This is a genomic window from Nonomuraea sp. NPDC049486, assembly GCF_040676925.1.
GTDB lineage: Bacteria > Actinomycetota > Actinomycetes > Streptosporangiales > Streptosporangiaceae > Nonomuraea > Nonomuraea ferruginea.
In genome coordinates, this window is the sequence record NZ_JBFAPV010000006.1 from 14,399 (window position 1) to 40,689 (window position 26,291).

A 26,291-nucleotide genomic window follows, 5' to 3' on the forward strand; every position below is an offset into this window, starting at 1 on the left:
CGGACACGCCCGGTCATGCATGGCCTCCCCGGTCTTTTGCTCTGGCAGGATGGTCTTGATGAAGGTTCCGGGGAACAGGATGCCGGGCCTCCGCGCGAAGAAGGCCAACGACCTTCCCGGCGTCACCGGTGTGGCGAGGATCGACCGGCGGACCAAGAGGCTCACCAAGCGCCTCCAGCCCGGCGAGATCGCCATCATCGACCACGTCGACGTCGATCGGGTCAGCGCGGAGGCCCTTGTGGCGTGCGGAGCGGCGGGCGTGGTCAACATCGCCGCCGGCATCAGCGGCCGCTATCCCAACCTGGGCCCCCAGATCATCGCCGAGGCCGGCATCCCGTTCGTCGACAATGCCAGCCAGGAGCTGTTCGAGCGGGTCAAGGACGGCGCCGTCGTCCGGCTCCACGAGGGCATCGTCTACCTGGATGACGAGGTCGTCGGCAAGGGCGAGGAGCAGACGGCCGAGTCCATCGAGGCGGCCATGGCCGAGGCCCGCGCCGGGCTGGCCGTGCAGATCGAGGCGTTCGCCGTCAACACGATGGAGTACGTCCGCGGCGAGGGCAAGCTGCTCATCGACGGCGTGGGCGTGCCCGACATCCGCACCAAGATCGAGGGCAGGCACGCGCTCATCGTGGTCCGCGGCTACCACTACAAGGAAGACATCGCCACCCTCCGCCCCTACCTGCGCGAGTACCGTCCCGTGCTGATCGGCGTCGACGGCGGCGCCGACGCGCTGCTGGAGGCGGGCTACCTGCCCGACGTCATCGTCGGCGACTTCGACTCGGTCTCCGCCAAGGCGCTCACCTGCGGCGCCGAGCTGATCGTGCACGCCTATCGCGACGGCCGGGCGCCCGGCCTGGAGCGGGTCCACCAGCTCGGCCAGGAGGCGGTCGTCTTCCCGTCGACCGGCACCAGCGAGGACATCGCCATGCTGCTGGCCGACGAGAAGGGCGCCGAGTTGATCGTCGCCGTCGGCACCCACGGCACGCTGGAGGAGTTCCTCGACAAGGGCCGCTCCGGCATGGCGAGCACGTTTCTCACCCGGCTGCGCGTCGGCAGTAGACTCGTCGACGCCAAGGGCGTCAGCATGCTCTACCGCAGTCGCATCACCACCTCCCAGCTGTTGCTCCTGGCGGCCACCGCGCTGGTCACCATGGGCGTCGCTCTCTCCGCCTCACCGCTCGGCCAGATCTGGCTGAACGGCCTGCAAGACGTCTGGAACGCGTTCATCTTCTGGTTGGTCGGGCTCTTCTCGTGATCGATTTCCGCTATCACCTCGTCTCCATCGTCGCCATCTTCCTGGCGCTGGCCGTCGGCATCGTGCTCGGCACGAACCTGCTGCAGGATCCAGCGATCAAGACGGCCAACGAGATGACGCGTCAGCTCACCCAGACCAACGAGGGGCTGCGCGGCGAACTCGACGTGATGAAGGGGCGCGAGCAGGTCCACCAGGAGTTCATCACCACCCTCACCCCGCAGCTCGTCCAGGGCGGGCTCGCCGGTGAGCAGGTGCTGCTGGTGGAGGCGCCAGGCGCGAGCTCCACCTATCGCGAGCTGACCGAGCAGGTGCTCGCCGAGGCTGGCGCGAAGGTCACCGGCCGGCTCCTGCTGCTCGACAAGTTCTTCGACCCCAAGAGCGCCGGCGTGCTCGACGGCCTGGTCAACCAGCTCAAGCCCGCCGAGATGGCCTTCCCCACCACGGCCACCGTGCACGACAAGGCCGCCACCCTGCTCGCCGCCACCCTCATGACCGCCGACCCGGCGCTGGCCGGCACCCCCAACGAGGCGACGTCCGCCGTCGTCGACGGCCTCCAGACGGGCGGGTTCATCGACGTCGACTTCATCGACGACAACGACGAGCCGCTCAACCGCGCCACGCTCGCCGTCCTCTACTCGCCCGACGCGCCGTACGAGGGGGACAACGCCGAAAGCCAGGCGGCGGCGCTCGTGTCGGTGGCGGGCGGGATCGACGCCGGCGGCAAGGGCGCCGTGATGGCCGGCGCCGCCGCGACCTCCGCCGCGCCGGGCGGCGCCATCACCGCCCTGCGCGACGACAGCGAGACCGCCAAGCGGGTCTCCAGCGTCGACAACGTCGATATGCCTGAAGGCCAGGTCGTGATCGTCTACGCTCTGCGAGAGCAAGCGACCGGGGGCGTGGGCCAGTACGGCACCGGCGCCGGAGCCACGGCGTTCCAGCCGGTGACACCCAGCCCGGCCCCGTCGTCCACCGAGTCAGGGAGCTGACATGGCCCGTGGCCTGCTCTACGCCCTCGCGGGCGCCGCGATCGGCGCCGCCGCGGCTCGTGCCGCCTACGCCGCGCTCACCCGTACGCAAGGCGGGGGCGGCGACCCCGCCAGCCGCTGGACCCGCAAGAACCACCGCGGCGAGCCCATCACGCTGCTCGAAGGGCCCGCGTTCGTGGCCGGGGCGAGCGCCGCGGCCGCGCTGGCGCCCGGCCTGCCCGCCCGCGCGCGGGCGGCGGCGCTGCTGGCCGGAGCCGGCAGCGGCGCGCTCGGCGCCTACGACGACCTCTACGGCACGACCTCGTCCAAGGGGTTCAAGGGCCACCTGAGCGCGCTCGCCCGGGGCGAGGTGACCAGCGGCGCGGTCAAGATCCTCGGCATCGGCGCGACCGGGCTGGCCGCCGCCGCGCTGGTGTCCGACGGCCCCGCCGACACGCTCGTCAACGGCGCCGTCGTCGCGGGCGCGGCCAACCTGGCCAACCTGTTCGACCTGCGGCCCGGCCGGGCGATCAAGGTCGGGCTGCTCACCGGCGGGCCGCTGCTGGCGGCGGCCGTGGCCGGCGACTCGCCCGCGACGGCCGCGCTGGCCGCCGTGCCGCTGGGCGCCGCCGCCGCGCTGCTCCCCGACGACCTGGGCGAGCGGGCCATGCTCGGCGACGCGGGCGCCAACGCGCTGGGCGCGCTGCTGGGCCTGGCCGCGGTGACCAAGCTGGGCCGTCCCGGCAGGCTCGTCCTGCTCGGCACCGTGGCCGCGCTCACCGCCGCCTCCGAGAAGATCAGCTTCACCAAGGTCATCGCGGGCAACAAGGTGCTCAACCGGCTCGACCTGCTGGGCCGCCGCCCCGCCGACGCGTGACCCGTTGACCGAACGCGAGGCGAGGCTGGCCCGTGGCGTGGCCGGCGGCGCGCTGCTCATCGGCGCGATCACCGTGCTGGCCCGGGTGGCCGGCTTCGCCAAGCAGTACGCGCTCGCGCGGACGGTCGGCACCAACTGCCTGACGTCCGCGTACTTCACCGCCAACCAGATCCCGAACATCGTCTTCGAGGTCGTCGTCGGCGGCGCGCTGGCCGGCATGGTCGTGCCGGTGCTCGCCGGAGCCGTGTCCGAGGACGCCAGGGAGCGGGTGGGGCGGATCGCCTCCGCCCTGCTCACCTGGGTGCTCGTGGTGCTCGTGCCGGTGGCCGTGCTCACCGCGCTGCTCGCCGGGCCGATCATGGGACTGTTCGCCATCGAGGGGTGCGGCCGCGCCGCCGTCGACGTCGCCGCCCGCATGCTGGTGATCTTCGCCCCGCAGATCCCGCTTTATGGGATCGCGGTCGTGCTCTACGGGCTGCTGCAGGCGCACCACCGGTTCGCCGGGCCCGCGCTCGCGCCGCTGGTGTCGAGCATCGTGGTCATCGTCGCGTACCTGATGTTCGTGCCGCTCAGCGGCGGGATCGCCACGCCGGAGGGGGTGCCGCGCGCGGCCGAGCTGGCGCTGTCGGCGGGCACCAGCCTCGGCGTGCTCGCGCTCGTCCTCACCGTGATCGGGCCGGCCGCCCGGCTCGGCGTGCGGTGGCGGCCCACGCTGCGCTTCCCCGACGGGGTGGCCGGGCAGGTGCGCAGGCTCGCCCTGGCCGGGATCGCCGGGCTGCTCGCCCAGCAGGCCGCCATGGTCGTGGTGCTGCTGCTGGCCAACGACGTGATCGGTGGCGGGGCGCTGGCGGTCTACAACTACGCCTGGGCGATCTACCTGGTGCCGTACGCGGTGCTGGCCGTGCCCATCGCGACCAGCGCGTTCCCCCGGTTGTCCGCGCACGCCGGCGTGGGGGAGGACGAGGCGTTCGCCCGGCTCGCGGCGAGCACCACCCGGGCGATCGTGCTCGTTTCCGGGGTGGCCGCCGGGGTGCTGGCCGCCGCGTCCGAGCCCGGGGCGGCGGTGTTCCTGGCCGACAAGAGCGACGTGGACCCGTTGGCGCTGGCGCGGGCCGTGGCGCTGTTCGCTCCTGGTCTGATCGGATACGGGCTCATCGCGCACCTCAGCCGGGTCCTGTACGCGACCGGCCGGGGGCGGGGGGCCGCCGTGGGCACCGTGTCCGGGTGGTCGGTGACGATCGTGGCGCAGACGGTCTTCGCGCTGTCGCTGCCGGACGGGTGGCGCATCGCCGGGCTGGGGCTCGGGATGACGGTGGGGATGACCGCCGGCGGGGCGCTCATGCTCGGGTACGTGGTCGCGGCCCGCGGCCGTGCGGCCATGGCCGGGCTCGGCCGGGCGCTGGGCGCGGCCGTCGCGGGAGGCGCGGCCGGGTTCCTGGCGGGGGCCTGGGCGGCCTCCGGGATCGGGGCGGTCGGGGTGTGGGCGAACCTGGGCGTCACGCTGCTGGCCGCCGTGGTGGCGGTCGCGGTGGGCGCCGGCGTGGTCGTGCTGGTCGACAGGGACGACGCCCGGGCGGTGGCCGGTGTCCTCCGGCGGCGCGCGCCCGGAGGGTGACCGGGCCGGGCTGGGTGGTGGCGGCCTCGATGCTGGAGAGGGAGGGGTGCGGGTGCGAGTGGCTTACGTGGTGGGCACCACGACGGGAGGGACCGGGCGGCATGTGCGCATGCTGGCCGCGGGGCTGGTGCGGCGCGGGCACCGGGTGGTGGCCGCCGGTCCGCGGGAGGTCGGGGAGCAGTTCGGGTTCAGTGCGGCCGGTGTCCGGTTCGTCGAGGTTCCGGTGTCCGATCGGCCGCATCCGGTGAACGACGCGCGCGCGGTGCTGGCCGTCCGGCGGGTGGTACGGGGGGCCGACGTCGTGCACGCCCATGGTCTGCGCGCCGGCGCGCTGGCCGCCCTGGCCATGCCCCGGCGTGCTGAGGCGGCCTCCGCCTCCCTCGGGGCGCCGGAGGGGGCGAGGGTCCCGCTGCTCGTGGTGACGCTGCACAACGCGCTGACGGCCGGAGGGTTCGTCGGGGCCGTGTACGGGGTGCTGGAGCGGATCGTGGCCCGGCGGGCGGACCGGGTGCTGGTGGTCTCGCCCGATCTGGGGGAGCGGATGAGCGCGCTGGGCGCGCGGGACGTCAGGCCCGCCGTCGTGCCCGCGCCGCCCCTGCGGGAGCCCCGGCGGACGCCCGGGGAGGTGCGGGCCGAGCTGGGGGCGGGTGACCGGCCGCTCGTGCTCACCGTCGCCAGGCTCGCCCAGCAGAAGGGCCTGGAGACGCTGCTCGACGCCGCCGCCGGCCCGTGGCAGGGCTCGCCGCCGCTGTTCGCGATCGCCGGAGAGGGGCCGCTGCGGGGCGAGCTGCGCCGCCGGATCGACGCCGAGCGCCTGCCCGTGGTGCTGCTCGGCAACCGGGACGACGTGCCCGACCTGCTCGCCGCCGCCACCGTCGCGGTCTGGGCCAGCCGGTGGGAAGGGCTGCCGCTCAGCGTCAGCGAGACGCTCAAGGCCGGCACACCCGTCATCGCCACCGCCGTCGGCGGCGTTCCCGGCCTCGTCGGCGACGCGGGGATCCTCGTCCCCTACGGTGACCCGGCCGCCCTGCGCTCCGCCGTACAGGATCTGGTCTCCGATCCCGGGGAGGCGGCCCGGTGGGCGGCGGCGGCCGCCCGCAGGGGCGAGGAGCTGCCCGGAGAGGACGACGCGGTGCGGAGCGCGCTCGCGGCCTACAGCCGGTCGTGACGGACCGCACCGGTTTGTGATCCAGAGGGAAGATGACATTGCACTGAGACGTTCTCGTATACTGCGTGAGTTGGGGAGGGGAGTATCCCTTCGCGGCAGCCTCGTCATCACGGTGTAGCCCCGATCCACGGGGCCCCCGGGGCTGCCGGTCCGCGGGTTTGGCGGGCGGGAGAGACCTCCGGCAGTCAGTCCTGCGTGCCGGAGGTTGTACAACGTGACCGAACCCTTGTGGGCGTGGATCGTCGTGATCGGCGGTCTTCTGATCGTCCTCGCCGTGGACCTGTGGATCGTCGACCGCGGCGAGGCCCGCGAGTTCTCCATGCGCCAGGCCGGCGCCTGGGTCAGCTTCTACGTGACCCTGGCCGTCATCTTCGGCGTGATCCTCTGGTTCACCTCGGGGCCGGAGAAGTCCGGGGAGTTCTTCGCCGGATACATCACCGAGTACAGCCTCAGCGTCGACAACCTGTTCGTCTTCTTCATCATCATGAGCCGGTTCGCGGTGCCGAAGGCCTACCAGCACAAGGTGCTCCTCATCGGCATCCTGCTGGCGCTGGTCATGCGCGGCATCTTCATCGCGCTCGGCGCCGCCGCCCTCGAACGGTTCGGCTGGCTGTTCTACGTCTTCGGCGCCTTCCTGATCTACACGGCGATCAACATCATCCGCGGCCACCTGAAGGGCGAGGCGGAAGAGGTCAACGAGAACCTCCTGCTCCGCTGGGTGCGCCGGAGCCTGCCCACCACCGAGGGATACGTCGGCTCCAAGATCACCGTGAAGATCGACGGCAAGCGCATGGTCACCCCGATGCTGATCGTCATGATCGCCATCGGCAGCACCGACCTGCTGTTCGCGCTCGACTCGATTCCGGCGATCTTCGGGCTCACCACCGACCCGTTCATCGTCTTCACCGCCAACGCGTTCGCCCTGATGGGACTGCGTCAGCTCTACTTCCTGCTGGGCGGCCTGCTGCAGAAGCTGGTCTACATCAGCTACGGGCTCGCGTTCATCCTGGGATTCATCGGGGTTAAGCTGGTTCTGGAAGCTCTGCACTCCAGTGGAGTCTCCTGGGCGCCCCACATCCCGATCTGGGTGTCCCTCACGGTCATCGGCTCCACGATGGTGATCACCACCGTGGCAAGCTTGATCAAGGCCCGCGTCGACATGCGCAAGAGTGTGAAGGCGGCCTCGGAGAAGGTCTAGCTAAACGGCTTTCGAGGCGCTTTGCTGGAGAAGCTGTATCGTGTCATAGTTGCGGGTTCTGTACCATCACGGCAAAAGCGCTCCGTTCAGTCACCACCAAAGGTTGTACGTGTCAGTCGATTCTGCAAAGTCGAGCCGGGTCAGGCTCGCACGCGGGGTCTCCCCGTGGCTCCTCCCCACGACGGCCGCGGCGGCCGCCACCGCGCTGCTGACGCGACGGGACCGCCGATGGGCGTTCGCGGCCGTGCCGCTGGGCGCCCTCACCGGCGCGATGCTCTGGTTCTTCCGCGACCCCGACCGCACGGTCGGGGACGGGCGGATCCTGTCACCGGCCGACGGCGTCGTCCAGAGCGTCGACCCGTGGCCCGACGGCCGCACCCGGGTGGCCATCTTCATGAGCCCGGTGAACGTCCACGTCAATCGTGCACCTCTTGCGGGAAATGTCACCTCCGTGCAGCATGTGGCGGGTGGGTTCCTGCCGGCATTCAACAAGGACAGCGACCAGAACGAGCGCGTGGTGTGGCATTTCGCGACAGCGCTCGGCGACGTCGAGATGGTGCAGATCGCGGGCGCGGTGGCGCGCAGGATCGTGCCCTACCTGACTGCCGGCGCGAAGGTCGCGCAGGGTGAGCGCATCGGGCTCATCCGCTTCGGTTCCAGGGTCGACATCTACCTTCCCGAAGGGATCTCCTCCGCGGTGTCCGTGGGCGAGAAGACGGTTGCGGGGGTGACCAGAATTGACCACGGCTGACGCCGGTGGCTGGCAGGCGGCTGAAGAGGAAGAACCTCGCGGCCCCGTCGGCAAGGCGTTCCGTCTGTCCGCCGCGGACTCGTTGTCCCTGGGCAACGCGCTGTGCGGGTTCCTCGCCGTGTGCGTGCTGGCCGCGTCCGTCTTCGACGCGCTGCGCACCAGCGGCGACTTCACGCCCGCGCCCGGCTACTTCGCCACCGCGGTGGTGCTGCTGCTCATCGGCGCCACCTGCGACCTGTTCGACGGGCTGGTGGCCCGGCGCTTCCGCGCTTCCGCGATGGGCGCCGAGCTCGACAACCTCGCCGACGTGATCAGCTTCGGCTTCGCGCCGGCGTTCATGGTGGTGATCTGGGGCGGCTTCACCGATGCCGTGCCGTTCGCCGCCGTGGTCACGGCCGCCGCGGCGGTGCTGGTCGCCGGGGTGGTCCGGCTGGCGCGGTTCGCCTGCGTCAAGACCAAGAGCGGCGACTTCATGGGCCTGCCCATCCCGATGGGCGCGATGACCGTGATCTCGATCGTGCTGCTCTTCGAGCCCAGCGTGTGGACACTGCTCGGGGTGCTCGCCGTCGCGTGGCTGATGGTCAGCCGCATCGAATACCCCAAGCCCAAGGGCCAGCTCGCCGCCGTCGTGCTCGCCTGGATCATGGTGAACGTGGCGTTCCTGACCTTCTGGGTCGCCTGGCCCGAGGGCGGCGACATGCCGATCAAGATCGGCGCCACCATGCAGATCGCCCTGGTCGCCGCCATCCCGCTGCGGATGATGTTCTACAAGCGCGAGCTCCGGCGCGAGGCCGCCCGCCTCGGCCAGTGACCCTCCGGCGCCGGGAAGGTGCGGACTTTCCCGGTGTCATCGGCTTTCATGGAAGCATGCCGGCCAACCCGCGCGAGCACACGCGCACGTACTTCCTCGCCAAGCTGGCGGGGGAGCTGGAGCGTCACGGGCTGACCGCCACCCTCCGGGCCGATCCGCCCGTGCTGCGCGTCAGCGATCCCGACACGGTGATGCTCGCCGAGACCGTCGACTGCGTGCCGCTGGCCGACGGCTGGTTCTACCGGTGGTCGTGGGGCGAGCTCGTGGGCCTGGTCGACGAGCCCGCCCGGGCGGCCGAGCGGATCGTGCGCGTCCTGTCGCGCGGCTGACCCGCGGCCCGGCCGCGCTCTTACCAGCCGCGGGCTTTCCACTCCGGCAGCGACGGGCGCTCGGCGCCCAGGGTGGTGTCCTTGCCGTGACCCGGGTAGACCCACGTCTGGTCGGGGAGCCGGTCGAAGATCCGCTCCACCACGTCGGTGTAGAGCTGCTCGAACCGCTCCGGGTCCTTCCAGGTGTTGCCCACGCCGCCGGGGAACAGCGAGTCGCCGGTGAACAGGTGCTTGTGGTCGTCGTCGCCCTCGTACAGCAGGGCGATCGAGCCGGGGGTGTGGCCGCGCAGGTGGATGACCTCGAGCGTGACGTCGCCCACGTTGATCCGGTCGCCGTGCTCGACCGTGCGGCCGACCGGCACGGGCAGGGCGGGCGCGTCGAGCGGGTGCGCCACGACCTGGGCGCCGGTCATCTTGCTCACCTGGTCGAGAGCCTGCCAGTGGTCGCCGTGCTGGTGGGTGGTGACGATCGTGCTGACCGGCTGGTCGGCGATCAGGGCGAGCAGCCGGTCGGGCTCCGCGGCCGCGTCGATGAGCAGGCCGTCGCCCGTCGCCCGGCAGCGCAGCAGGTAGGCGTTGTTGTCGTAGGGGCCGACGGCGAGCTTGGAGATGCTCAGATCGGTCAGCTCCCGCACGTCGGCGGGGCCGCCGACCTGGACGTCGCCGGTGTAGGTCATCAGTAGTCCTTCGGAGGCGTCGCGGGCAGGTCAGCGGGGGCGACGCCGGTCAGCCACGGCGGTGGCGGCGGGACCGGCCGTCCCTCTGTCACCACCCTAACCCGATCTCCCTCCGACCTCCCGGTCAGCCAGGCCAGCATGTCGGCCGGCGTGCCCGTCACCACCGGGCCGTCGCCGAGGTCGGGCCACTCCTCCAGCGTCTCGCCGCCCGGGCCGACGAACCGGGCCGCGCCGATCGTGCTCCGGTCGCGCGGCCACGTACGCAGGCAGTCGCGCAGTTCCCTGGCCACGAACGCGTCCGTCCAGTCGGCGGGGCCGTATCCCGCGTCCAGGTCCACATGGTGCATCCCCACCTCGCGCAGCCGCCTGACCAGGCAGTACCAGGCGGGGTGACGGGGCGGGCGCAGGCCGCCCACCGGCGCCCGCCAGGCGTCCGGGGGCAGCTCGCGGACGGCGCGGTCCAGGCGCGCGGCGCTGTCGCGCAGGTCCGCCACCTGCTCGGCCGCCGGGCGGGCGGCGCCGGCCTCGATCCCGGCCTCGCGGGCCTCCGGGCTCGGGTACTGCGGGGTCTCGACGCCCGTCCTGGCCCAGGTGAGCAGGTTGACGTGGCTGTCGGCGTTCCTGGCCAGATGGGTGAGCACGTGGCCGCGGGTCCAGCCGGGCAGCCTGGACGGGGCGCGGACTTCGGAGTCGGTGAGGGCGGCGGCGGTGGCCAGCAACCGGGCGGTCTCCTCGGCCAGTTCCTCCCGCACCGCGGCAAGCACAGTCATGAACCGATATTTCATCACGCGCTCCGGCGCAGCGGGGCACGGGCATAAAAGCACAGGTCATGCGGTTGACAACGGAAGACCTCCTGCGCTGTGCCCTGGAGGCCGTAATCTGAGAGGGACGGAGTTCCGGCGAGCGGCACCGGCCGGCCGGGATCGGCTCAGCGAAATTGTCGGGGCCCCCGTCTACCATCCCCCGTGGACCTATCCGCCTTTCGACTTCCGGGATCGCCGTGGCAGACCGCCTGATCGTGCGTGGTGCACGAGAGCACAATCTCAAGGACGTCTCGCTTGACCTGCCGCGAGACTCTCTGATCGTTTTCACCGGCCTCTCCGGCTCCGGCAAGTCCAGCCTGGCCTTCGACACGATCTTCGCCGAGGGGCAGCGGCGTTACGTCGAGTCGCTGTCGGCCTACGCCCGCCAGTTCCTCGGCCAGATGGACAAGCCCGACGTCGACTTCATCGAGGGCCTGTCTCCCGCGGTCTCCATCGACCAGAAGTCGACCAGCAAGAACCCGCGGTCCACGGTCGGCACGATCACCGAGGTCTACGACTACCTGCGGCTGCTGTGGGCGCGCGTCGGCAAGCCGCACTGCCCGGTCTGCGCCCGCCCGATCGCCCGCCAGACGCCCCAGCAGATCGTCGACCGGGTGATGGACCTCGACGAGGGCACCCGGTTCCAGGTGCTGGCCCCGGTCGTCCGCGGCCGCAAGGGCGAGTACGCCGAGCTGTTCCGCGAGCTGCAGACCAAGGGCTTCGCCCGCGCCCGCGTCGACGGCACGGTCGTGCGGCTGGAGGAGCCGCCGACGCTCAAGAAGTACGAGAAGCACGACATCGAGGTCATCGTCGACCGCCTGTCGGTCAAGGAGTCGGCCAGGCGGCGGCTCACCGACTCGGTCGAGACCGCGTTGCAGCTGTCCGGGGGCACGATCACGCTCGAGTTCGTCGACCTGCCCGAAGGCGACCCCGGCCGTGAGCGGTTCTACTCCGAGCACCTCTACTGCCCCTACGACGACCTGTCGTTCGAGGAGCTGGAGCCGCGCTCGTTCTCGTTCAACTCGCCGTTCGGCGCCTGCCCGGAGTGCACGGGTCTCGGCACCAAGATGGAGGTCGACCCCGAGCTGGTCGTGCCCGACCCGGAGCGCACGCTCCGCGAGGGCGCGATCCACCCGTGGACCGGCGGCCACGCCAGCGAATACTTCGGCCGCCTGATCGAGGCGCTCGGCAACGCGATGGGCTTCACCCCCGACACCCCGTGGGAGAAGCTCTCCAAGAAGGCGCAGAAGTCGCTGCTGTTCGGCCACGACGAGCAGGTCCACGTCCGCTACAGCAACCGTTACGGCCGCCAGCGCGCCTACTACACCACCTACGAAGGCGTCATCCCGTGGGTGCAGCGCCGTCACGCGGAGGCGGAGAGCGACTCGACCCGGGAGCGGTTCGAGGGCTACATGCGCGAGGTGCCCTGCCCCGCCTGCAAGGGCGCCAGGCTCAAGCCGGTCACGCTGGCCGTGACCGTCGCGGACAAGTCGATCGCCGAGGTTTCCTCGATGTCGATCGGCGAGTGCGCCAAGTTCCTGGCCGGGCTCAAGCTGTCCGACCGTGACATGCACATCGCCGAGCGGGTGGTCAAGGAGATCAACGCCCGCATGGGCTTCCTGCTCGACGTCGGCCTCGACTACCTCTCGATGGACCGCGCCGCCGCCACCCTCGCGGGCGGCGAGGCGCAGCGCATCCGGCTCGCCACGCAGATCGGCTCCGGCCTCGTCGGTGTCCTGTACGTGCTCGACGAGCCGTCCATCGGCCTCCACCAGCGCGACAACATGCGCCTGCTCGACACGTTGATCAGGCTGCGCGACATGGGCAACACGCTGATCGTGGTCGAGCACGACGAAGACACCATCGCCGCCGCCGACTGGGTGGTCGACATCGGCCCCGGCGCGGGCGAGCACGGCGGCCAGGTCGTCGTCTCCGGCACCGTCCAGGATCTGCTGACCAGCGAGGAGTCGATCACCGGCCAGTACCTGTCGGGGCGCAGGAGCATCCCGGTGCCGGCCACCCGGCGCAAGCGCGACAAGAAGCGGCAGATCACCGTCAAGGGCGCGCGCGAACACAACCTCAAGGGCGTCGACATCGACTTCCCCCTCGGCGTGTTCACCGCCGTCACCGGCGTGTCGGGGTCCGGCAAGTCCACGCTGGTCAACGACATCCTCTACAACTCGCTGGCCAAGGAGCTCAACGGCGCCCGCACCGTCCCCGGCCGCCACTCCAGGATCAACGGCATCGACCAGGCGGACAAGGTCGTCCACGTCGACCAGTCGCCGATCGGCCGCACGCCCCGGTCCAACCCGGCCACCTACACCGGCGTGTTCGACCACGTGCGTAAGCTGTTCGCGGCCACCACCGAGGCCAAGGTGCGCGGCTACCAGCCGGGCAGGTTCAGCTTCAACGTCAAGGGCGGGCGCTGCGAGGCGTGCTCCGGCGACGGCACCATCAAGATCGAGATGAACTTCCTGCCCGACGTCTACGTCCCCTGTGAGGTGTGCCACGGCGCCCGCTACAACCGCGAGACGCTGGAGGTCCACTACAAGGGCAAGACGATCGCCGAGGTGCTCGACATGCCGATCGAGGAGGCGCTCGGCTTCTTCGACGCCATCCCGGCCATCAAGCGCCACCTGCAGACGCTCCACGACGTCGGTCTCGGCTACGTCCGGCTCGGGCAGCCCGCCACCACGCTCTCCGGCGGCGAGGCGCAGCGCGTCAAGCTCGCCTCCGAGCTGCAGCGGCGGCAGACCGGGCGGACCGTCTACGTCCTCGACGAGCCCACCACCGGCCTGCACTTCGAGGACATCCGGCGGCTGCTCGGCGTCCTCGGGCGGCTGGTCGACGGCGGCAACACCGTCATCGTCATCGAGCACAACCTCGACGTCATCAAGACGGCCGACTGGATCATCGACATGGGTCCCGAAGGCGGCTCGCGCGGCGGCACCCTGGTGACGGCGGGCACCCCCGAGGAGGTGGCCCTGGTGGAGGAGAGCCACACCGGGCGCTTCCTGCGGAAGATCCTGTCCGTGTGACACGGGGTCGTGGCCCCGTCCGGGTGGGGCCACGACCGGGGTGCGGGTGGGCCCTTGTCTTCCGACGGGTGGTTTGACAGGGTCTGACCGTGTCGGAAGATGCGCCGCGGCCCCTCATGCTGGGCGGTGTGTGCGTGCACGAGCTGCTGGAGCGGCCGCTCGTACGCCTCGCGCGGCGGCTGGTCGGCGAGTTCGCCGAGGAGATCCCGCTGTACCGGCGGCTGCCCCGGGAGGAGCTCGACGGCGACATCACCCGCATCACCGAGCACAACCTGCGGCTGATCAGCGGGATGTTCCGGGAGCGACGCCCGCCGACGCGGGCCGAGCTGGCGCCGCTGCGCGCCTCGGCCGCGCGCCGCGCGCAGGAAGGGGTGCCGCTCGACGCGCTGCTGGCCGCATACCAGCTCGGGGTGACGAAGGTGTGGGAGAGCCTGTTCGCGCACGCCGGGCCCGGCGACCTCGGCGACGTGCTGGAGGCCAACCGGCTCATCCTCTGCTACACCGGCGCCGTGACGTCCGCGGTGTGCGCCGCGTACCTGGAGGAACGCGAGGCGATGCTCAGCCAGGAGCAGCACACCATGCACGCGACCGTCGCCGCGCTGCTCGCCGGTGACCGGGAGGCGCTGGCCGGGGTCCGGCTCGCGCCCCGCTACCTGGTCGTCGCCACCGCGCTCGGCACGCACCCGGACGAGACGGCCGACGACCAGGGCGGGCCGATCGCCGGCCTGCGCAAGCTGCACCGGTTCCGGGCCGCCTGGCAGCGGCACGCCGCCGGGCAGGTGCTGTCGGCGCTCGACAGCACCGGCGGGCTGGTGCTGGTGCCGCTGGGCGCCGGCGAGCCCGGGTGGTGCCGGGCCGGCGAGCTGGTGACGGCGGCGGGCCGCGCCGCGGGCGTCCCGGTGTGGGCCGCGGCCGAGCCCGCCGAGCCGGCCCGCGTGCCCGCCGCCGCCAAGCTGGCCGAGGAGGTGCTGGAGGTGGTGCGGTCCCTGGGCCGGCCGCCCGGCGCGTACCGGCTCGCCGACGTGCTGCTGGAGTATCAGCTGAGCAGGCCCAGCGAGGCGCTGGCGAGCCTCGCCGGGCTGCTGGATCCGCTGCTCGGCAACCCCGATCTGCTGCGCACGCTCAAGGCGTACCTGGACGCGGGCCTGGACCGGCGGCGCACGGCCGAGCGCCTGCACGTCCACCCGAACACCGTGGACTACCGGCTGCGCAGGGCCGTCACCCTGACCGGGCTGGACCCGATGGACCCGGCCCAGCTCCAGCGCATCGGCGCGGCCCTGGCGGCCCGACGCACGCTGAACGGCGGTTGAGCGTCAGCGCGCGGCGTTCACGGCCGAGGTCACGATGGTGGCGAAGTTGCGCATGCCCAGGGCGTTCGGGTGGAACGGGGCCGCGGGCGAGGCCGGGACGTACGGCTCGATCCAGCGGGTGCCCGAGGATGCGCACGGGTCGTGGCCCACGCTGGGGGTCTGCAGGTCGATGAAGCCGATCCCGGCGGCGGCCGCCTGCTCGGCCAGCATCTGGTTGAAGTACTGCAGCGTCGCCCGGATGTAGTTCGCGTCCTGCCTGATGATTGGGACGCGGGGATAGCAGCCGTCGGGCCGCGCGTACGTGGCGTACCCGACCATGAAGATCCTGGCCTGCGGCGACCGGGCCCGGATGTCGCCGGCCAGCCTGACCAGCGTGGGCCGCAGGGCGTCGGTCTTGACCCGCCAGCTGTCCTGGCCGTCCGGGGTGCGGTAGTCGTCGTTGCAGGCGTCGCCGACCGGAGGCGGCAGCAGGTTGAGGCAGTCCTCGATGAAGCCGGTCAGGCCGACGTCGTTGGCGCCGATGTGCACCGTGACCAGCGTGGTGTCCGGGCGCAGGGCGTCGAGCTGCGGAGCCACCGAGCCGAGTTCGGTGTTCTGGCGCTCGTACATGTCGCGGGTCTTCGCGCCCGAGCAGGTGACGTCGCGGAACGACGCGGCGCCGATCGCCTGCGCCGTCAGGCGGGGGTAGTTGCGGTCGGAGCGCAGGCAGCCCAGGTCGGGCAGCACCTGGTTGGGGATGAGCGGGCCGGCCGCGGCCGAGTCGCCGAGCGCGACGTACGACTCGGCGGCCCGCGCCTGGGCGGGCGGGGACAGCAGGAGGACCAGCAGGGGCGCGGCCAGGGCAGCGGTCAGACGTCGGATCATGCGGGGCACCTCTCGGGGGGAGTGGGGGGTGGAGCGGTGCTGGGAGCGGAATCAGTGGCGGAAGGGGCCGGTCACCTCGTACGTGACGCCGTCCAGGCCCGCGCTGCCGCCGCTGGAGCCTCGCTGGGAGGAGAAGTACAGGCGGGTGCCGTCGGGGGAGAACGCGGGCCCGGTGATCTCGGACCCGTCGTGGCCGTCGACGCGCAGGACGGGCGCCACCACCCCGTCCGGCGTGATGATGTTGATCTCCATGTTGCCGCCGTCCTCGGCCACGTACAGGTCACCCGTGGGCGCGCCGGTGATGTTGTCGACCCCGTCGAGCGTGCCGCCGCCGTCGTAGACCGAGCCGAGCCGCTCGCGGACCGCGTCGTACGCCCACACCTTGCGGTCGCCCTTGGCCGTGAAGTAGCAGACGCCGTTGGCGTAGTGGCAGCCCTCGCCGCCGTCGAAGTGCCTGGCCTGGCTCACCTGGTGCCGCGTCTGCCGCCGCAGGGTGCCGGGCGCCGGATCGGGGACCGGACGCCACTCCACCGGGTCGCCGCCGCACAGCACCTCCAGCCGGCCGCTCGACAGGTCGCCCCACGTGGACGGGACGAACCGGTAGAAGCAGCCGTCGTCCTCGTCCTCGGTGAGGTAGACGACCCGCCGGTCGGGGTCGCACGCGGCCGCCTCGTGCTTGAACCGGCCCATCGCCGGCCGCGGCTGCGCGATCCGCACGCCGTACGGGTCGGTCTCGTAGACGCGGCCCCGGAAGATCTCCTCACAGGACAGCCAGGTGTCCCACGGCGTCCTGCCGCCCGCGCAGTTGAGGTTCGTGCCGTCCAGGATGCGGTACGCGCGCTCGATCGAGCCGTCAGCCCGGAACCGGATCGCCGACGCGCCGCCGACCAGCGGCACCTCCGAGTTGGACACGTAGATCCAGCCGCCGCCGTCGGCGAAGCAGGCGCCGCCGTCGGGCGCCGGATGCCAGAGGATGCCGCCGACCGGCCTGCTCGACCGGGCGACCACCCGGCTGGTGAACCCCGCGGGCAGCGCGACGCCGTTGCCGTCGGGAGAGCCCAGCGGCCCGTACGGGCTCGTGCCCCGCACCACCCCGGCCACGGCCGCCTCCTGCCACAGCGAGCCGGGCAGGGCGACGGCGCCCAGACCCGCGGAGACCGTACTGAGGAACGTCCGGCGATGCATGGCGGCTCCCGAGGGGGTACGCGACGGCGTCCACACACGATGAGCCGCGGACGGGATCCTGTGAATTGGACGGGAACGTAAAGTCGGCGGCCGGTTGCTGTGACCCGTCACAAAACCGGTGCGGGGCCTGTGAAGGGGATTGACGGGACCGGGCGGGAGGCTGATCATCGGTACGCCCGACCGCTCTTCAGAAGGTGCCGCCCATGCGAGCCGTTGCCCGCGTCCTCACGCTCGCCACGGCCCTGGTCACGGCGCTCGTCACGGCGCTTCCGGCCCCGCCCGCCGCCGCGCGCCCGGCCGTCACCACCGGCCCGGCCGCGCCCGGATGTGATCCGATCGACCCGGCCGTCTGCCTGCTGCCGTTCCCCAGCGACCACTACACCGTGGCGGACCGGGGCACCGCCACCGGCCGCCGCGTCGCGTTCCCCGTCGAGGCGATGCCCCGCTCGGTGGCCGGAGTCCCCGTCGACCCCACCACGTGGAACGGCAACGACGGCTTCTCGCCCGGCTCGATGATCCTCACCCTCGTCCCCGGCCTCGACCTGGCCAGGACCGGCGCGGCCCCGATCACCCACATCGGCGCCTCGCTCGGCAGGGACGCGCCCATCGTCCTGCTCGACCTCGACACCGGTGAGCGCTGGCCGTACTGGGCCGAACTGGACGCGAACGCGCCGGAAGGCCGCCGGGCGCTCATCGTCCGCCCCGCCCGCAACCTGCGCGAGGGACACCGGTACGCGGTCGCGCTGCGCCACCTGCGCGACGCCGGCGGCGACCCGATCCCGCCCGGGGCCGCGTTCGCCGCCATCGCCGGCGCGCCGCTGCCGCACGGGCACGAGCTGCGGGACCGGCAGCGGGAGCTCCAGCCGGTGCTGCACGCGCTGCGCCGCCACGGCGTCCGCGCCGGCGGCCTCCATCTCGCCTGGGACTTCACCGTGGCCAGCGAGCGGAACCTGGCCGGCCGGGCCCTCGCCATGCGCGACGACGCCCTGCGCGGGCTGCGCGGGAACGCGCCCCCGTACGAGGTCACCGCCGTCACCGACCTCACCCCCGAGCAGGACGACAGGATCGCGCGCCGGGTCGAGGGCACCTTCCGGGTGCCGAGCTACCTCGACAGGCCCGGCGGGCCGCCCGGCTCCGGGCTGAACTACGGCCCGGACGGGCGGCCGGCCAGGCTGCCGGGGAACGAGCAGGTCGCCACGTTCCGCTGCGAGATCCCCCGCGTCGCCTTCACCCGCCCGGCCAGGCCCTCCCTGTACGGGCACGGGCTGCTCGGCAGGCACACCGAGGTGGGCGCGTCCAACGTCAGGACGATGGCGCAGCGGCACGGGTTCGTGTTCTGCGCCACCAAGTGGATCGGCATGGCGGACGAGGACATCCCCAACGTCATCGCCACGTTCGGCGACATGTCACGCTTCCACACCGTGCCTGACCGTACCCAGCAGGGCTTCCTGAACTTCATGTTCCTGGGACGCGCGATGACGGCCCGCGACGGCTTCACCGCCCACGCCGCCTTCAGGAACGAGCGCGGGCGGCCGCTCATCGACACCCGCGCCGAGCTCGTCTACGACGGCAACAGCCAGGGCGGCATCTTCGGCGGCGCGCTCGTCGCGCTCTCCACGGACATCCGGCGCGGCGTGCTCGGCGTGACCGGCATGAACTACAGCACCCTGTTCAACCGCAGCTCGGACGCGGCGCCCTTCCAGGCGGTGTTCGACCAGAGCTATCCCGACCGGCTGGAGCAGCAGATCATCCTGGCGCTCATGCAGATGCTGTGGGACCGCGGCGAGGCCAGTGGGTACGCCGCCCACATGACCGACGACCCGTACCCGGGCACGCCCCGGCACCGGGTGCTCATGCAGGTGGCGTACGGCGACCACCAGGTGGCCACGGTGACGGCCGAGGTCGAGGCGCGCACCGTCGGCGCCCGGGTCCGGCTCCCGGCCCTCGCGCCCGGCCGCTCACCCGACGCCGAACCGTACTGGGGCATCCGCGGCTTCCGCACCGCGCACGCGGGGTCGGCGCTGGTGGTGTGGGACAGCGGCACCCCGTCGCCGCCGCTCACCAACACGCCGCCGATGGAGGGCCCGCACGGCACCGACCCGCACGAGGACCCCCGCCGCACCCCGGCGGCCCAGCTCCAGAAGGCCGTCTTCCTCAAGACGGGAGTGGTGACGGACGTCTGCGGCGCTGCCCCGTGCCTATCGGCCCCCGAGTGAGAGCACCGCGACCGGCCCGAAGATCACATGCAGGGTCGGTCAGCGTCCCGGCGCCCGCTGAGGTCGCGGGTCGTTCGGGGCGGGGCGGAAGAGAGGGCGACAGGGGGTGGCCCTATCGTGAAAAGCCGGTAATGCGCAGGCCATGAAGGTCAGGGGAGGGCATGACGGTGGACGGGGGCTCCGTGATCGGGCGGCGGCAGGCGCTGGGCGCCGCGGGGGTGGCCGCGTGCGGCGTGTCGCTGGCGGCGTGCGGCGGCGAAGCCGAGAACCGGCAGGTGCCGGGCATCAAGGGCAAGGTCATCGCCAAGACCGCCGACGTCCCGGTCGGCGGCGGCACGGTGGTGAAGAAGTACAAGATCGTGGTGACGCAGCCGTCGGAAGGCGTCTACAAGGCGTACGGGGCGTCCTGCCCGCACCGCGGCTGCGCCGTCAGCACCCCGCGGGACAACGTGATGACCTGCCCCTGTCACGGCAGCGAGTTCGACGCCGGCACCGGGCAGGCCACGAAGGGCCCGGCCACCGGAAGCCTGGTCTCGTACCAGGTCAAGGTCGAGGGCGACGGCATCGTGGTCGTGTGAACCGGTAATTGTGCGTGGTTCTCCCGGGTTGGTGCGCGGCACGCTGAACCGCAGTCAGGTCGCCGGACGTACCTGAAGTGAAACCCGAACCTGGGAGGACGCACCATGACCGAAACGACGCGCCGGGCGGTGATGTTCGGAGCGGGCGGGGCCGGCCTCGCCGCGGTGCTCACCGCTTGCGCCAGCTACGGCTCACCGGCGGCGGAGCCGGCCCCGGACACGGCGGACCTGGCGGAAGAGCCCGACGGCGAGGAGTCGGCCGCCGCGCCCAAGAAGAAGAAGCCGAAGGCACTCGCCGACACCAGCGACATCCCCAGCGGTGAGGGAAAGATATTCAAGAACCAGGACGTGGTCATCACCCAGCCGTCGGAGGGCGAGTTCCGGGCGTTCAGCGCCACCTGCACCCATCAGGGCTGCGCGGTCGCCAGCGTCTCCAACGGCGTGATCAACTGCCCGTGCCACGGCAGCCAGTTCAGCATCGAGGACGGATCCGTGGTCCAAGGTCCGGCCGGCGAGCCGCTGGCAGAGAAAAAGATCAGTGTGTCAGGAGGCAAGATCAGGCTCGCCTAAGGCGCCTTTCATGGTTTTCTCACCTGGCTGCGGTTGGCTGTGGCGCATGGGAGAAGACCTCAAGAGCCGTAGAGCGGTGATCGCGGGTGTCGGCGCGGGCGGGCTGACGCTGGCACTGGCCGCCTGCGGCGGCAGCGACACCACGGCCGCGACGCAGGAACCGGCCGCTCCGGCCTCGTCCAGCGCCCCCTCGCAGGCCGCGCCCGCGCAGGGCGGGGGGCTGACGACGACCTCCGAGATCCCGGTCGGCGGGGGCAAGATCTTCGCGGACCAGAAGGTCGTCGTCGTGCAGCCGGCGCAGGGGCAGTTCAAGGCGTACGGCATCTCGTGCACCCACCAGGGCTGCCCGGTGGACAAGGTCGAGAACGGCGCCATCGTCTGCCCGTGCCACGGTAGCAAGTTCAAGATCGAGGACGGCTCGGTGAGCGACGGCCCGGCCACCAAGCCGCTGCCGGAGCACCAGCTCACCGTGGAGGGTGACCAGATCTCGCTGGCGTGACGTCCCGGCGCTCGCCCGCCTTCGCGGCGGGCGAGCCTGTCGGTGACGGCCACTAGGCTGGAATCGTGGCGCGATCAGGTGGCAGTCCGTTGAGTTTCCGTCCCCGGCCCGGCTCCATCCCCGATTCCCCCGGGGTCTACCGGTTCAGGGACGCTCACGGACGCGTGATCTACGTCGGCAAGGCCAAGAGCCTGCGCCAGCGGCTCAACTCCTACTTCGCCGACTTCTCCGCCCTGCACCCGCGCACCCAGACCATGCTGACCACGGCGGCCGACGTCGACTGGACCGTGGTCGCCACCGAAGTGGAGGCGCTGCAGCTCGAATACTCCTGGATCAAGGAGTTCGACCCGCGCTTCAACGTCAAGTACCGCGACGACAAGTCCTATCCGTACCTCGCCGTGACCATGGGCGAGGATTTCCCGCGCGTGCAGGTCATGCGCGGCGCCAGGCGCAAGGGCACCCGCTACTTCGGCCCCTACTCGCACGCCTGGGCCATCCGCGAGACCGTCGACCTGCTGCTGCGCGTCTTCCCGGTCCGCACGTGCAGCGCGGGCGTGTTCAAGCGCGCCGGCCAGATCGGCCGGCCGTGCCTGCTCGGCTACATCGACAAGTGCTCGGCGCCGTGCGTCGGCCGCGTCACCCCGGAGGAGCACCGCGCGCTCGCCGAGGACTTCTGCGACTTCATGGCGGGCAACACCAGCCGCTTCATCAAGCGGCTGGAGCGCGAGATGCGCGAGGCCGCCTCCGAGCAGGAGTACGAACGCGCCGCCCGGCTCCGCGACGACATCCAGGCGCTGCAGCGGGCGCTGGAGAAGCAGGCGGTCGTGCTCGGCGAGGGCACCGACGCCGACGTCGTCGCGCTCGCCGAGGACCCGCTGGAGGCCGCCGTCCAGGTCTTCTACGTGCGCGGCGGGCGCATCCGCGGCCAGCGCGGCTGGGTGGTCGACAAGGTCGAGGAGGCCGGCCCCGGCGAGCTGGTCGAGCAGTTCCTGCTCCAGATGTACGGCGACGCCGCCGCCGAGTCGATGCCCCGCGAGGTCCTCGTGCCCGCGCTGCCGCCCGACGCCGACGCCGTCGCCGACCTGCTGACCGAGCAGCGCCGGGCCCGCGTCGAGGTGCGGGTGCCGCAGCGCGGCGACAAGAAGGCCCTCATGGAGACCGTCGAGCGCAACGCCAAGGAGTCCCTCGCCCAGCACAAGATCCGCCGCGCGAGCGACCTGACCACGCGCAGCAAGGCCCTGCAGGAGATCGCCGACGCGCTCGACCTCGACCAGGCGCCGCTGCGCATCGAGTGCTACGACGTCTCCCACCTGCAGGGCGAGAACGTCGTCGCCTCCATGGTGGTGTTCGAGGACGGCCTGGTCCGCAAGAGCGAATACCGCCGCTTCGCGGTCAAGACCAAGGAGGGCGACGTCGCCGCCATCCACGAGGTCATCCTGCGCCGCTTCCGCCGTTACCTGGAGGAGCGCTCCGCCACCGGCGAGCTGACCCCCGAGGACGACGACGGCCACGGCCCCATCGACCCCGAGACGGGCCGGCCGCGCAAGTTCGCCTACCCGCCCAACCTGGTGGTGGTCGACGGCGCGGGCCCGCAGGCCGCCGCCGCGCAGCGGGCGCTCGACGAGCTGGGGGTCGACGACGTCGCCGTGGCAGGCCTGGCCAAGCGGCTGGAGGAGGTGTGGCTGCCGGGCGACGACCAGCCGGTGATCATGCCGCGCTCCAGCGAGGGCCTCTACCTGCTGCAACGCGTGCGTGATGAGGCACACCGGTTCGCCATCACCTACCATCGGGCCAAGAGGTCCAAGTCCGTCAAGGAGAGCGCGCTCGACAGCGTGCCCGGCCTCGGACCGGCGCGCCGCCAGGCGCTGCTCAAGCACTTCGGTTCCGTCAAGAAGCTGCGCGAGGCCACCGCGGAACAGATCCGCGAGGTCCCGGGCATCGGCCCCGCCACGGCCGAGGTGATCGTGTCGACCCTGAAGGGGGAGAGGCAGTGAAGACCACCGAGCCGGCGTTCGTCATCGTCACCGGCATGTCGGGGGCCGGGCGGAGCACCGCGGCCAAGGCCCTGGAGGACCTCGGCTGGTTCGTGATCGACAACCTGCCGCCCGGGCTCCTGTTCGCCATGGCGGAGGAGGCCGGCAAGGTCAAGCTCGCGGCCGACAAGGTGGCGGCCGTCGTCGACGTACGCAGCCTGGCGTTCACCACCGACCTCAACGCCGCCATCGAGGAGCTGGAGACGCGAGCCGTGCGGGTGCGCGTGGTGTTCCTGGAGGCCAGCGACGAGGAGCTGGTGCGCCGCTTCGAGAACGTCCGCCGCCCCCACCCGCTCCAGGGCGACGGCCGGCTCGTCGACGGCATCACCCGCGAGCGCGGCATCCTGCGCGAGGTGCGGGCCAACGCCGACCTGGTGATCGACACCACCGCCCACAACGTCCACGAGCTGCGCAACCGGATCGTCGCCTACTTCGGCGGCGACGACCGTCCCGGCCTGCGGCTCAACGTGGTCTCGTTCGGCTTCAAGTACGGCCTGCCGGTCGACGCCGACCTGGTCGTCGACTGCCGCTTCCTGCCCAACCCGCACTGGGTGCCCGACCTGCGCCCGATGAACGGCACCGACCCGGCCGTGCGCGACTACGTCCTCGGCCAGCCCGGCGCCAAGGAGTTCCTCGACTCGTACGAGGAGGTCCTGCGGGTGGTCGCGACCGGCTACGGCCGGGAGGGCAAGAGCTACGCCACGCTCGCCGTCGGCTGCACGGGCGGCAAGCACCGCAGCGTCGCCATGGCCGAGCAGCTCGCCGCGCGCCTGCGTGACCGCGGCATGGAGGTCCAGGTGAGCCACCGGGATGTGGGGCGGGAGTGACCGGTGGCAGCGGGCGCGGGTTAAGCGAACCACCGTTCTGGGCGGGGTCGCAGCCGCCGTCCGGAGGGCCCCGCGTGGTCGCCCTCGGGGGCGGCCACGGACTGTACGCGTCGTTGTCCGCGCTGAGGGTGGTGACCGACGCGCTGACGGCGGTGGTCACCGTCGCCGACGACGGCGGCTCCAGCGGCCGGCTCAGGCGCGAGCTGGGCGTGCTCCCGCCGGGTGACCTGCGCATGGCGCTGGCCGCGCTGTGCGGCGACGACGAGTGGGGCAGCACCTGGAGCGAGGTGGTGCAGCACCGCTTCCGCAGCGAGGGCGAGCTGCACGGGCACGCCGTCGGCAACCTGCTCATCGTGGCCCTGTGGGAGCTGCTCGGTGACCCCGTGGCGGGCCTCGAATGGGTGGGCCGGCTGCTCGGAGCGCACGGCAGGGTGCTGCCGATGGCCTCGGTGCCTCTCGACATTGTGGCGGAGGTCGAGCTCGACGGCGTGATCTCGACCGTGCGCGGCCAGGTGGCGTGCGCGCTGACCCCGGGCCGGGTGCAGGCGATCTCGCTCGTGCCCGAAGACCCGCCCGCGCGGCCGGAGGCCGTCGAGGCGGTGCTGGAGGCCGACTGGGTGGTGTTCGGGCCGGGCTCGTGGTTCACCAGCGTGCTGCCGCACCTGAAGGTGCCCGAGCTGGCCAGGGCGCTGCACGACACCGGCGCCAAGCGGCTGGTCACGCTCAATCTGGCGCCGCAGCCGGGCGAGACCGACGACCTCTCGCCGCAACAGCACCTGGAGGTGCTCAGGCAGCACGCGCCCGGTCTCTCGCTCGACGTGGTGCTCGCCGACGTCGGCGTGGTCGACGACCTGCCCGCGCTGGAGAAGTCGGCGGCGGCGTTCGGCGCCAGGCTGGTGACGGCCGACGTGGCGGCCCGCGACGGCTCCCCCCGGCACGACCCACGACGTCTTGCCTCCGTCCTGGACGAGATTTTCCTCCAGAAGCGTTGATCCTGGTCGGCGTGGCGCGAAGGTGCGAGAGGATGCTGTGAGCCGGTCTGTTTGGGGGAGGACTAACGCTCATGGCGATGACGGGTGTGGTGAAGGACGAGCTGAGCCGACTGTCTGTGCTCAAGCCCTGCTGCCGGAAGGCGGAGGTGTCGACGCTGCTGCGGTTCGCCAGCGGCCTGCACCTCGTGGGAGGGCGCATCGTGATCGAGGCGGAGCTCGACACCAACGCCACCGCGCGGCGGCTGATCAAGGACATCGGGGAGGTGTTCGGCCACAAGGCCGAGGTGCTGGTGCTGGCTCCCGCAGGGCTGCGCAAGGGGTCTCGCTATGTCGTGCGCGTCTATCGCGACGGTGAGGCGCTGGCCCGGCAGACGGGACTGATCGACAACCACGGGCGGCCGGTGCGGGGCCTGCCGCGGCAGGTGGTGGCGGGCGCCTCGTGCGACGCGGAGGCGGCCTGGCGCGGCGCGTTCCTCGCCCACGGGTCGCTCACCGAGCCGGGGCGTTCGATGTCGCTCGAAGTGACGTGCCCGGGTCCGGAGGCCGCGCTGGCGCTGGTGGGCTCGGCCAGGCGGCTGAAGATCCACGCCAAGGCGCGCGAGGTGCGCGGCGTCGACCGGGTCGTGGTGCGCGACGGCGACGCCATCAGCGCCCTGCTGACCAGGCTCGGCGCCCACGACAGCGTCCTGATGTGGGAGGACCGGCGGATGCGCCGCGAGGTCAGGGCGACCGCCAACCGGCTGGCCAACTTCGACGACGCCAACCTGCGCCGCTCCGCCAGGGCGGCGGTGGCGGCGGGCGCGCGGGTGCAGCGGGCGCTGGAGATCCTCGGCGACGAGGCGCCGGTGCACCTGGTGGTCGCGGGCCGGCTGCGGGTGGAGCACAAGCAGGCGTCCCTGGAGGAGCTGGGCCAGCTCGCCGACCCGCCGCTGACCAAGGACGCGATCGCCGGGCGGATCCGCCGGCTGCTGGCCATGGCCGACAAGCGCGCGGCCGACCTCGGCATCCCCAGCACCGAGGCCAACCTCACGGTCGACATGCTGACGTCCTGAGCGGCGCTCAGGCCTGGCCGCGGTCCGGCGGGAGGAAGAAGCTGCCGGTCGCGGTCGGGTCCGCCTTGGGCGGCTGGAGCGGCTCGAACGGGGCCCGATACTCGGGCTCCGGCTCCTTCTCCGCCGTCTCCTCCGGGTCCCGCTGCGGCTTCTCGGCCGCGGCGTGCCTGCCCGTACGGCGCAGGCGCAGGGCTCGGGAGAGTACGAGGACGAACGCGGGCAGGGCGGCGGCCGCCATGATGGCCGGCAGCGGCCACGAGGGGTCGAGCGAGTTCCAGAACTGCCGGGCGGCGCCCGGGAGCGCGTCGAGGAAGCCCTGAAGGGTCAGCGGCGCGGCCGCGGCGTCCGCGCCGAAGCGCTGCGCGCCGACGGTCGAGAACACGTACGCGCCCATGACGATCAGGCCCCCGGGCACGGCCGCGGCCGCGAACAGGGCCGCGAAGAAGGACAGCAGGACGCTGCGGGGGCGGACGAGGCGGATGGCCCAGCCGACGAGTACGCCCACGACGAACGCGAGCGCGGCGAGGACCGGGATCCCGTCCCCGAAGGCGCGCAGCGACGAGGGCAGCCGGTCCATGAAGATGACGGCGGTCCCGAATCCGGCAGTGCAGATCAGCATCGTGATCAAGCCGATGACCAGGCCTGAAAGCAGGCCGGATCGTTGTCTTGACATCTCAG

The 26,291-nt window shown here is 72.1% G+C and carries 24 protein-coding genes; 19 read left to right on the forward strand and 5 right to left on the reverse strand.

Going from position 1 to position 26,291, the window contains the following annotated elements; genetic code table 11:
* Positions 1-58: 58 nt before the first annotated feature.
* The 9 genes from steA (at position 59) to AB0K05_RS18925 (ending at position 8,969) form a co-directional block, all read left to right on the forward strand.
* Positions 59-1,255: a putative cytokinetic ring protein SteA gene (gene steA, locus AB0K05_RS18885; protein WP_271279570.1), complete on the forward strand. Its 1,197-nt coding sequence runs from the start codon at positions 59-61 to the stop codon at positions 1,253-1,255.
* Complete coding sequence (locus tag AB0K05_RS18890) at positions 1,252-2,241, forward strand: copper transporter (protein ID WP_219550049.1); 990 nt, start codon at positions 1,252-1,254, stop codon at positions 2,239-2,241. The genes steA and AB0K05_RS18890 overlap by 4 nt, the downstream gene beginning before the upstream one ends.
* Before the next feature lies 1 nt (position 2,242).
* Positions 2,243-3,097, forward strand: a complete 855-nt coding sequence (locus tag AB0K05_RS18895) for a hypothetical protein (RefSeq protein ID WP_148031244.1) — start codon at positions 2,243-2,245, stop codon at positions 3,095-3,097.
* A gap of 4 nt (positions 3,098-3,101) precedes the next feature.
* On the forward strand, positions 3,102-4,712 hold the full coding sequence (locus AB0K05_RS18900) for a lipid II flippase MurJ (protein WP_345482939.1): 1,611 nt from the start codon (positions 3,102-3,104) through the stop codon (positions 4,710-4,712).
* A 52-nt stretch (positions 4,713-4,764) separates the two neighbouring features.
* The gene (locus tag AB0K05_RS18905; protein WP_364230459.1) at positions 4,765-5,880 is read left to right on the forward strand and encodes a glycosyltransferase; all 1,116 of its coding nucleotides are present in this window, start codon (positions 4,765-4,767) and stop codon (positions 5,878-5,880) included.
* Positions 5,881-6,094: 214 nt separating this feature from the next.
* On the forward strand, positions 6,095-7,078 hold the full coding sequence (locus tag AB0K05_RS18910; RefSeq protein ID WP_148031247.1) for a TerC family protein: 984 nt from the start codon (positions 6,095-6,097) through the stop codon (positions 7,076-7,078).
* 109 nt (positions 7,079-7,187) lie between these two features.
* Positions 7,188-7,829, forward strand: a complete 642-nt coding sequence (locus AB0K05_RS18915; protein ID WP_187281417.1) for a phosphatidylserine decarboxylase — start codon at positions 7,188-7,190, stop codon at positions 7,827-7,829.
* The gene (gene pssA / locus AB0K05_RS18920; RefSeq protein WP_148031248.1) at positions 7,816-8,640 is read left to right on the forward strand and encodes a CDP-diacylglycerol--serine O-phosphatidyltransferase; all 825 of its coding nucleotides are present in this window, start codon (positions 7,816-7,818) and stop codon (positions 8,638-8,640) included. The genes AB0K05_RS18915 and pssA overlap by 14 nt, the downstream gene beginning before the upstream one ends.
* A gap of 56 nt (positions 8,641-8,696) precedes the next feature.
* Positions 8,697-8,969: a hypothetical protein gene (locus AB0K05_RS18925; RefSeq protein WP_219550054.1), complete on the forward strand. Its 273-nt coding sequence runs from the start codon at positions 8,697-8,699 to the stop codon at positions 8,967-8,969.
* A gap of 20 nt (positions 8,970-8,989) precedes the next feature.
* On the opposite strand, the gene AB0K05_RS18930 is transcribed toward AB0K05_RS18925, so the two are convergent.
* Entirely contained in the window at positions 8,990-9,646 is a 657-nt protein-coding gene (locus AB0K05_RS18930) for an MBL fold metallo-hydrolase (protein ID WP_219550056.1), read from the reverse strand.
* Positions 9,646-10,416, reverse strand: coding sequence for a maleylpyruvate isomerase family mycothiol-dependent enzyme (locus tag AB0K05_RS18935; protein ID WP_271280204.1), 771 nt, complete (start codon positions 10,414-10,416; stop codon positions 9,646-9,648). The genes AB0K05_RS18930 and AB0K05_RS18935 overlap by 1 nt, the downstream gene beginning before the upstream one ends.
* Positions 10,417-10,646: 230 nt before the next feature.
* On the opposite strand from AB0K05_RS18935, the gene uvrA reads away from it, so the two are divergent.
* On the forward strand, positions 10,647-13,487 hold the full coding sequence (uvrA, locus tag AB0K05_RS18940) for an excinuclease ABC subunit UvrA (protein WP_271280205.1): 2,841 nt from the start codon (positions 10,647-10,649) through the stop codon (positions 13,485-13,487).
* An 89-nt stretch (positions 13,488-13,576) separates the two neighbouring features.
* Positions 13,577-14,797: a helix-turn-helix domain-containing protein gene (locus AB0K05_RS18945; RefSeq protein WP_364230465.1), complete on the forward strand. Its 1,221-nt coding sequence runs from the start codon at positions 13,577-13,579 to the stop codon at positions 14,795-14,797.
* A gap of 3 nt (positions 14,798-14,800) precedes the next feature.
* On the opposite strand, the gene AB0K05_RS18950 is transcribed toward AB0K05_RS18945, so the two are convergent.
* Entirely contained in the window at positions 14,801-15,661 is an 861-nt protein-coding gene (locus tag AB0K05_RS18950) for an SGNH/GDSL hydrolase family protein (RefSeq protein WP_219550064.1), read from the reverse strand.
* 51 nt (positions 15,662-15,712) lie between these two features.
* Positions 15,713-16,846, reverse strand: coding sequence for an alkaline phosphatase PhoX (locus AB0K05_RS18955; protein WP_271275585.1), 1,134 nt, complete (start codon positions 16,844-16,846; stop codon positions 15,713-15,715).
* Between the two features lie 203 nt (positions 16,847-17,049).
* Between AB0K05_RS18955 and AB0K05_RS18960 the strand changes: the two genes are divergently transcribed.
* From AB0K05_RS18960 to whiA, 8 genes are all read left to right on the forward strand, one after another.
* On the forward strand, positions 17,050-19,062 hold the full coding sequence (locus AB0K05_RS18960) for a hypothetical protein (protein ID WP_271275586.1): 2,013 nt from the start codon (positions 17,050-17,052) through the stop codon (positions 19,060-19,062).
* Between the two features lie 161 nt (positions 19,063-19,223).
* Positions 19,224-19,640, forward strand: a complete 417-nt coding sequence (locus tag AB0K05_RS18965) for a Rieske (2Fe-2S) protein (protein ID WP_271275587.1) — start codon at positions 19,224-19,226, stop codon at positions 19,638-19,640.
* A gap of 105 nt (positions 19,641-19,745) precedes the next feature.
* Positions 19,746-20,210, forward strand: coding sequence for a Rieske (2Fe-2S) protein (locus AB0K05_RS18970; RefSeq protein WP_148031258.1), 465 nt, complete (start codon positions 19,746-19,748; stop codon positions 20,208-20,210).
* 46 nt (positions 20,211-20,256) lie between these two features.
* Positions 20,257-20,709, forward strand: coding sequence for a Rieske (2Fe-2S) protein (locus tag AB0K05_RS18975; RefSeq protein WP_219550072.1), 453 nt, complete (start codon positions 20,257-20,259; stop codon positions 20,707-20,709).
* 89 nt (positions 20,710-20,798) lie between these two features.
* Positions 20,799-22,703 (forward strand): excinuclease ABC subunit UvrC, encoded by a 1,905-nt coding sequence (gene uvrC / locus AB0K05_RS18980; protein ID WP_148031260.1) that lies wholly within the window; start codon positions 20,799-20,801, stop codon positions 22,701-22,703.
* A complete protein-coding gene (gene rapZ / locus AB0K05_RS18985; RefSeq protein WP_148031261.1) occupies positions 22,700-23,569 on the forward strand; it encodes an RNase adapter RapZ in 870 nt (289 codons plus the stop codon). Before uvrC ends, rapZ begins: the two co-directional genes overlap by 4 nt.
* A gap of 74 nt (positions 23,570-23,643) precedes the next feature.
* On the forward strand, positions 23,644-24,561 hold the full coding sequence (gene yvcK / locus AB0K05_RS18990) for a uridine diphosphate-N-acetylglucosamine-binding protein YvcK (RefSeq protein WP_148031262.1): 918 nt from the start codon (positions 23,644-23,646) through the stop codon (positions 24,559-24,561).
* Between the two features lie 71 nt (positions 24,562-24,632).
* Entirely contained in the window at positions 24,633-25,613 is a 981-nt protein-coding gene (gene whiA / locus AB0K05_RS18995; RefSeq protein ID WP_148031263.1) for a DNA-binding protein WhiA, read from the forward strand.
* A 7-nt stretch (positions 25,614-25,620) separates the two neighbouring features.
* Here the strand turns inward: whiA and AB0K05_RS19000 are convergent, their stop codons facing one another.
* The gene (locus AB0K05_RS19000) at positions 25,621-26,232 is read right to left on the reverse strand and encodes a hypothetical protein (protein ID WP_364230472.1); all 612 of its coding nucleotides are present in this window, start codon (positions 26,230-26,232) and stop codon (positions 25,621-25,623) included.
* Between the last annotated feature and the right edge of the window lie 59 nt (positions 26,233-26,291).

What these genes read in the sequence shown, in the direction of transcription:
- steA (WP_271279570.1), top strand. Translation starts at nt 59, where the DNA reads ATGAAGGTTCCGGGGAACAGGATGCCGGGCCTCCGCGCGAAGAAGGCC.
- AB0K05_RS18895 (WP_148031244.1), top strand. Translation starts at nt 2,243, where the DNA reads ATGGCCCGTGGCCTGCTCTACGCCCTCGCGGGCGCCGCGATCGGCGCC.
- AB0K05_RS18925 (WP_219550054.1), top strand. Translation starts at nt 8,697, where the DNA reads ATGCCGGCCAACCCGCGCGAGCACACGCGCACGTACTTCCTCGCCAAG.
- AB0K05_RS18930 (WP_219550056.1), bottom strand. Translation starts at nt 9,646, where the DNA reads ATGACCTACACCGGCGACGTCCAGGTCGGCGGCCCCGCCGACGTGCGG.
- AB0K05_RS18935 (WP_271280204.1), bottom strand. Translation starts at nt 10,416, where the DNA reads ATGACTGTGCTTGCCGCGGTGCGGGAGGAACTGGCCGAGGAGACCGCC.
- AB0K05_RS18950 (WP_219550064.1), bottom strand. Translation starts at nt 15,661, where the DNA reads ATGATCCGACGTCTGACCGCTGCCCTGGCCGCGCCCCTGCTGGTCCTC.
- AB0K05_RS18955 (WP_271275585.1), bottom strand. Translation starts at nt 16,846, where the DNA reads ATGCATCGCCGGACGTTCCTCAGTACGGTCTCCGCGGGTCTGGGCGCC.
- AB0K05_RS18960 (WP_271275586.1), top strand. Translation starts at nt 17,050, where the DNA reads ATGCGAGCCGTTGCCCGCGTCCTCACGCTCGCCACGGCCCTGGTCACG.
- AB0K05_RS18965 (WP_271275587.1), top strand. Translation starts at nt 19,224, where the DNA reads ATGACGGTGGACGGGGGCTCCGTGATCGGGCGGCGGCAGGCGCTGGGC.
- AB0K05_RS18970 (WP_148031258.1), top strand. Translation starts at nt 19,746, where the DNA reads ATGACCGAAACGACGCGCCGGGCGGTGATGTTCGGAGCGGGCGGGGCC.
- AB0K05_RS18975 (WP_219550072.1), top strand. Translation starts at nt 20,257, where the DNA reads ATGGGAGAAGACCTCAAGAGCCGTAGAGCGGTGATCGCGGGTGTCGGC.
- whiA (WP_148031263.1), top strand. Translation starts at nt 24,633, where the DNA reads ATGGCGATGACGGGTGTGGTGAAGGACGAGCTGAGCCGACTGTCTGTG.
- AB0K05_RS19000 (WP_364230472.1), bottom strand. Translation starts at nt 26,232, where the DNA reads ATGCTGATCTGCACTGCCGGATTCGGGACCGCCGTCATCTTCATGGAC.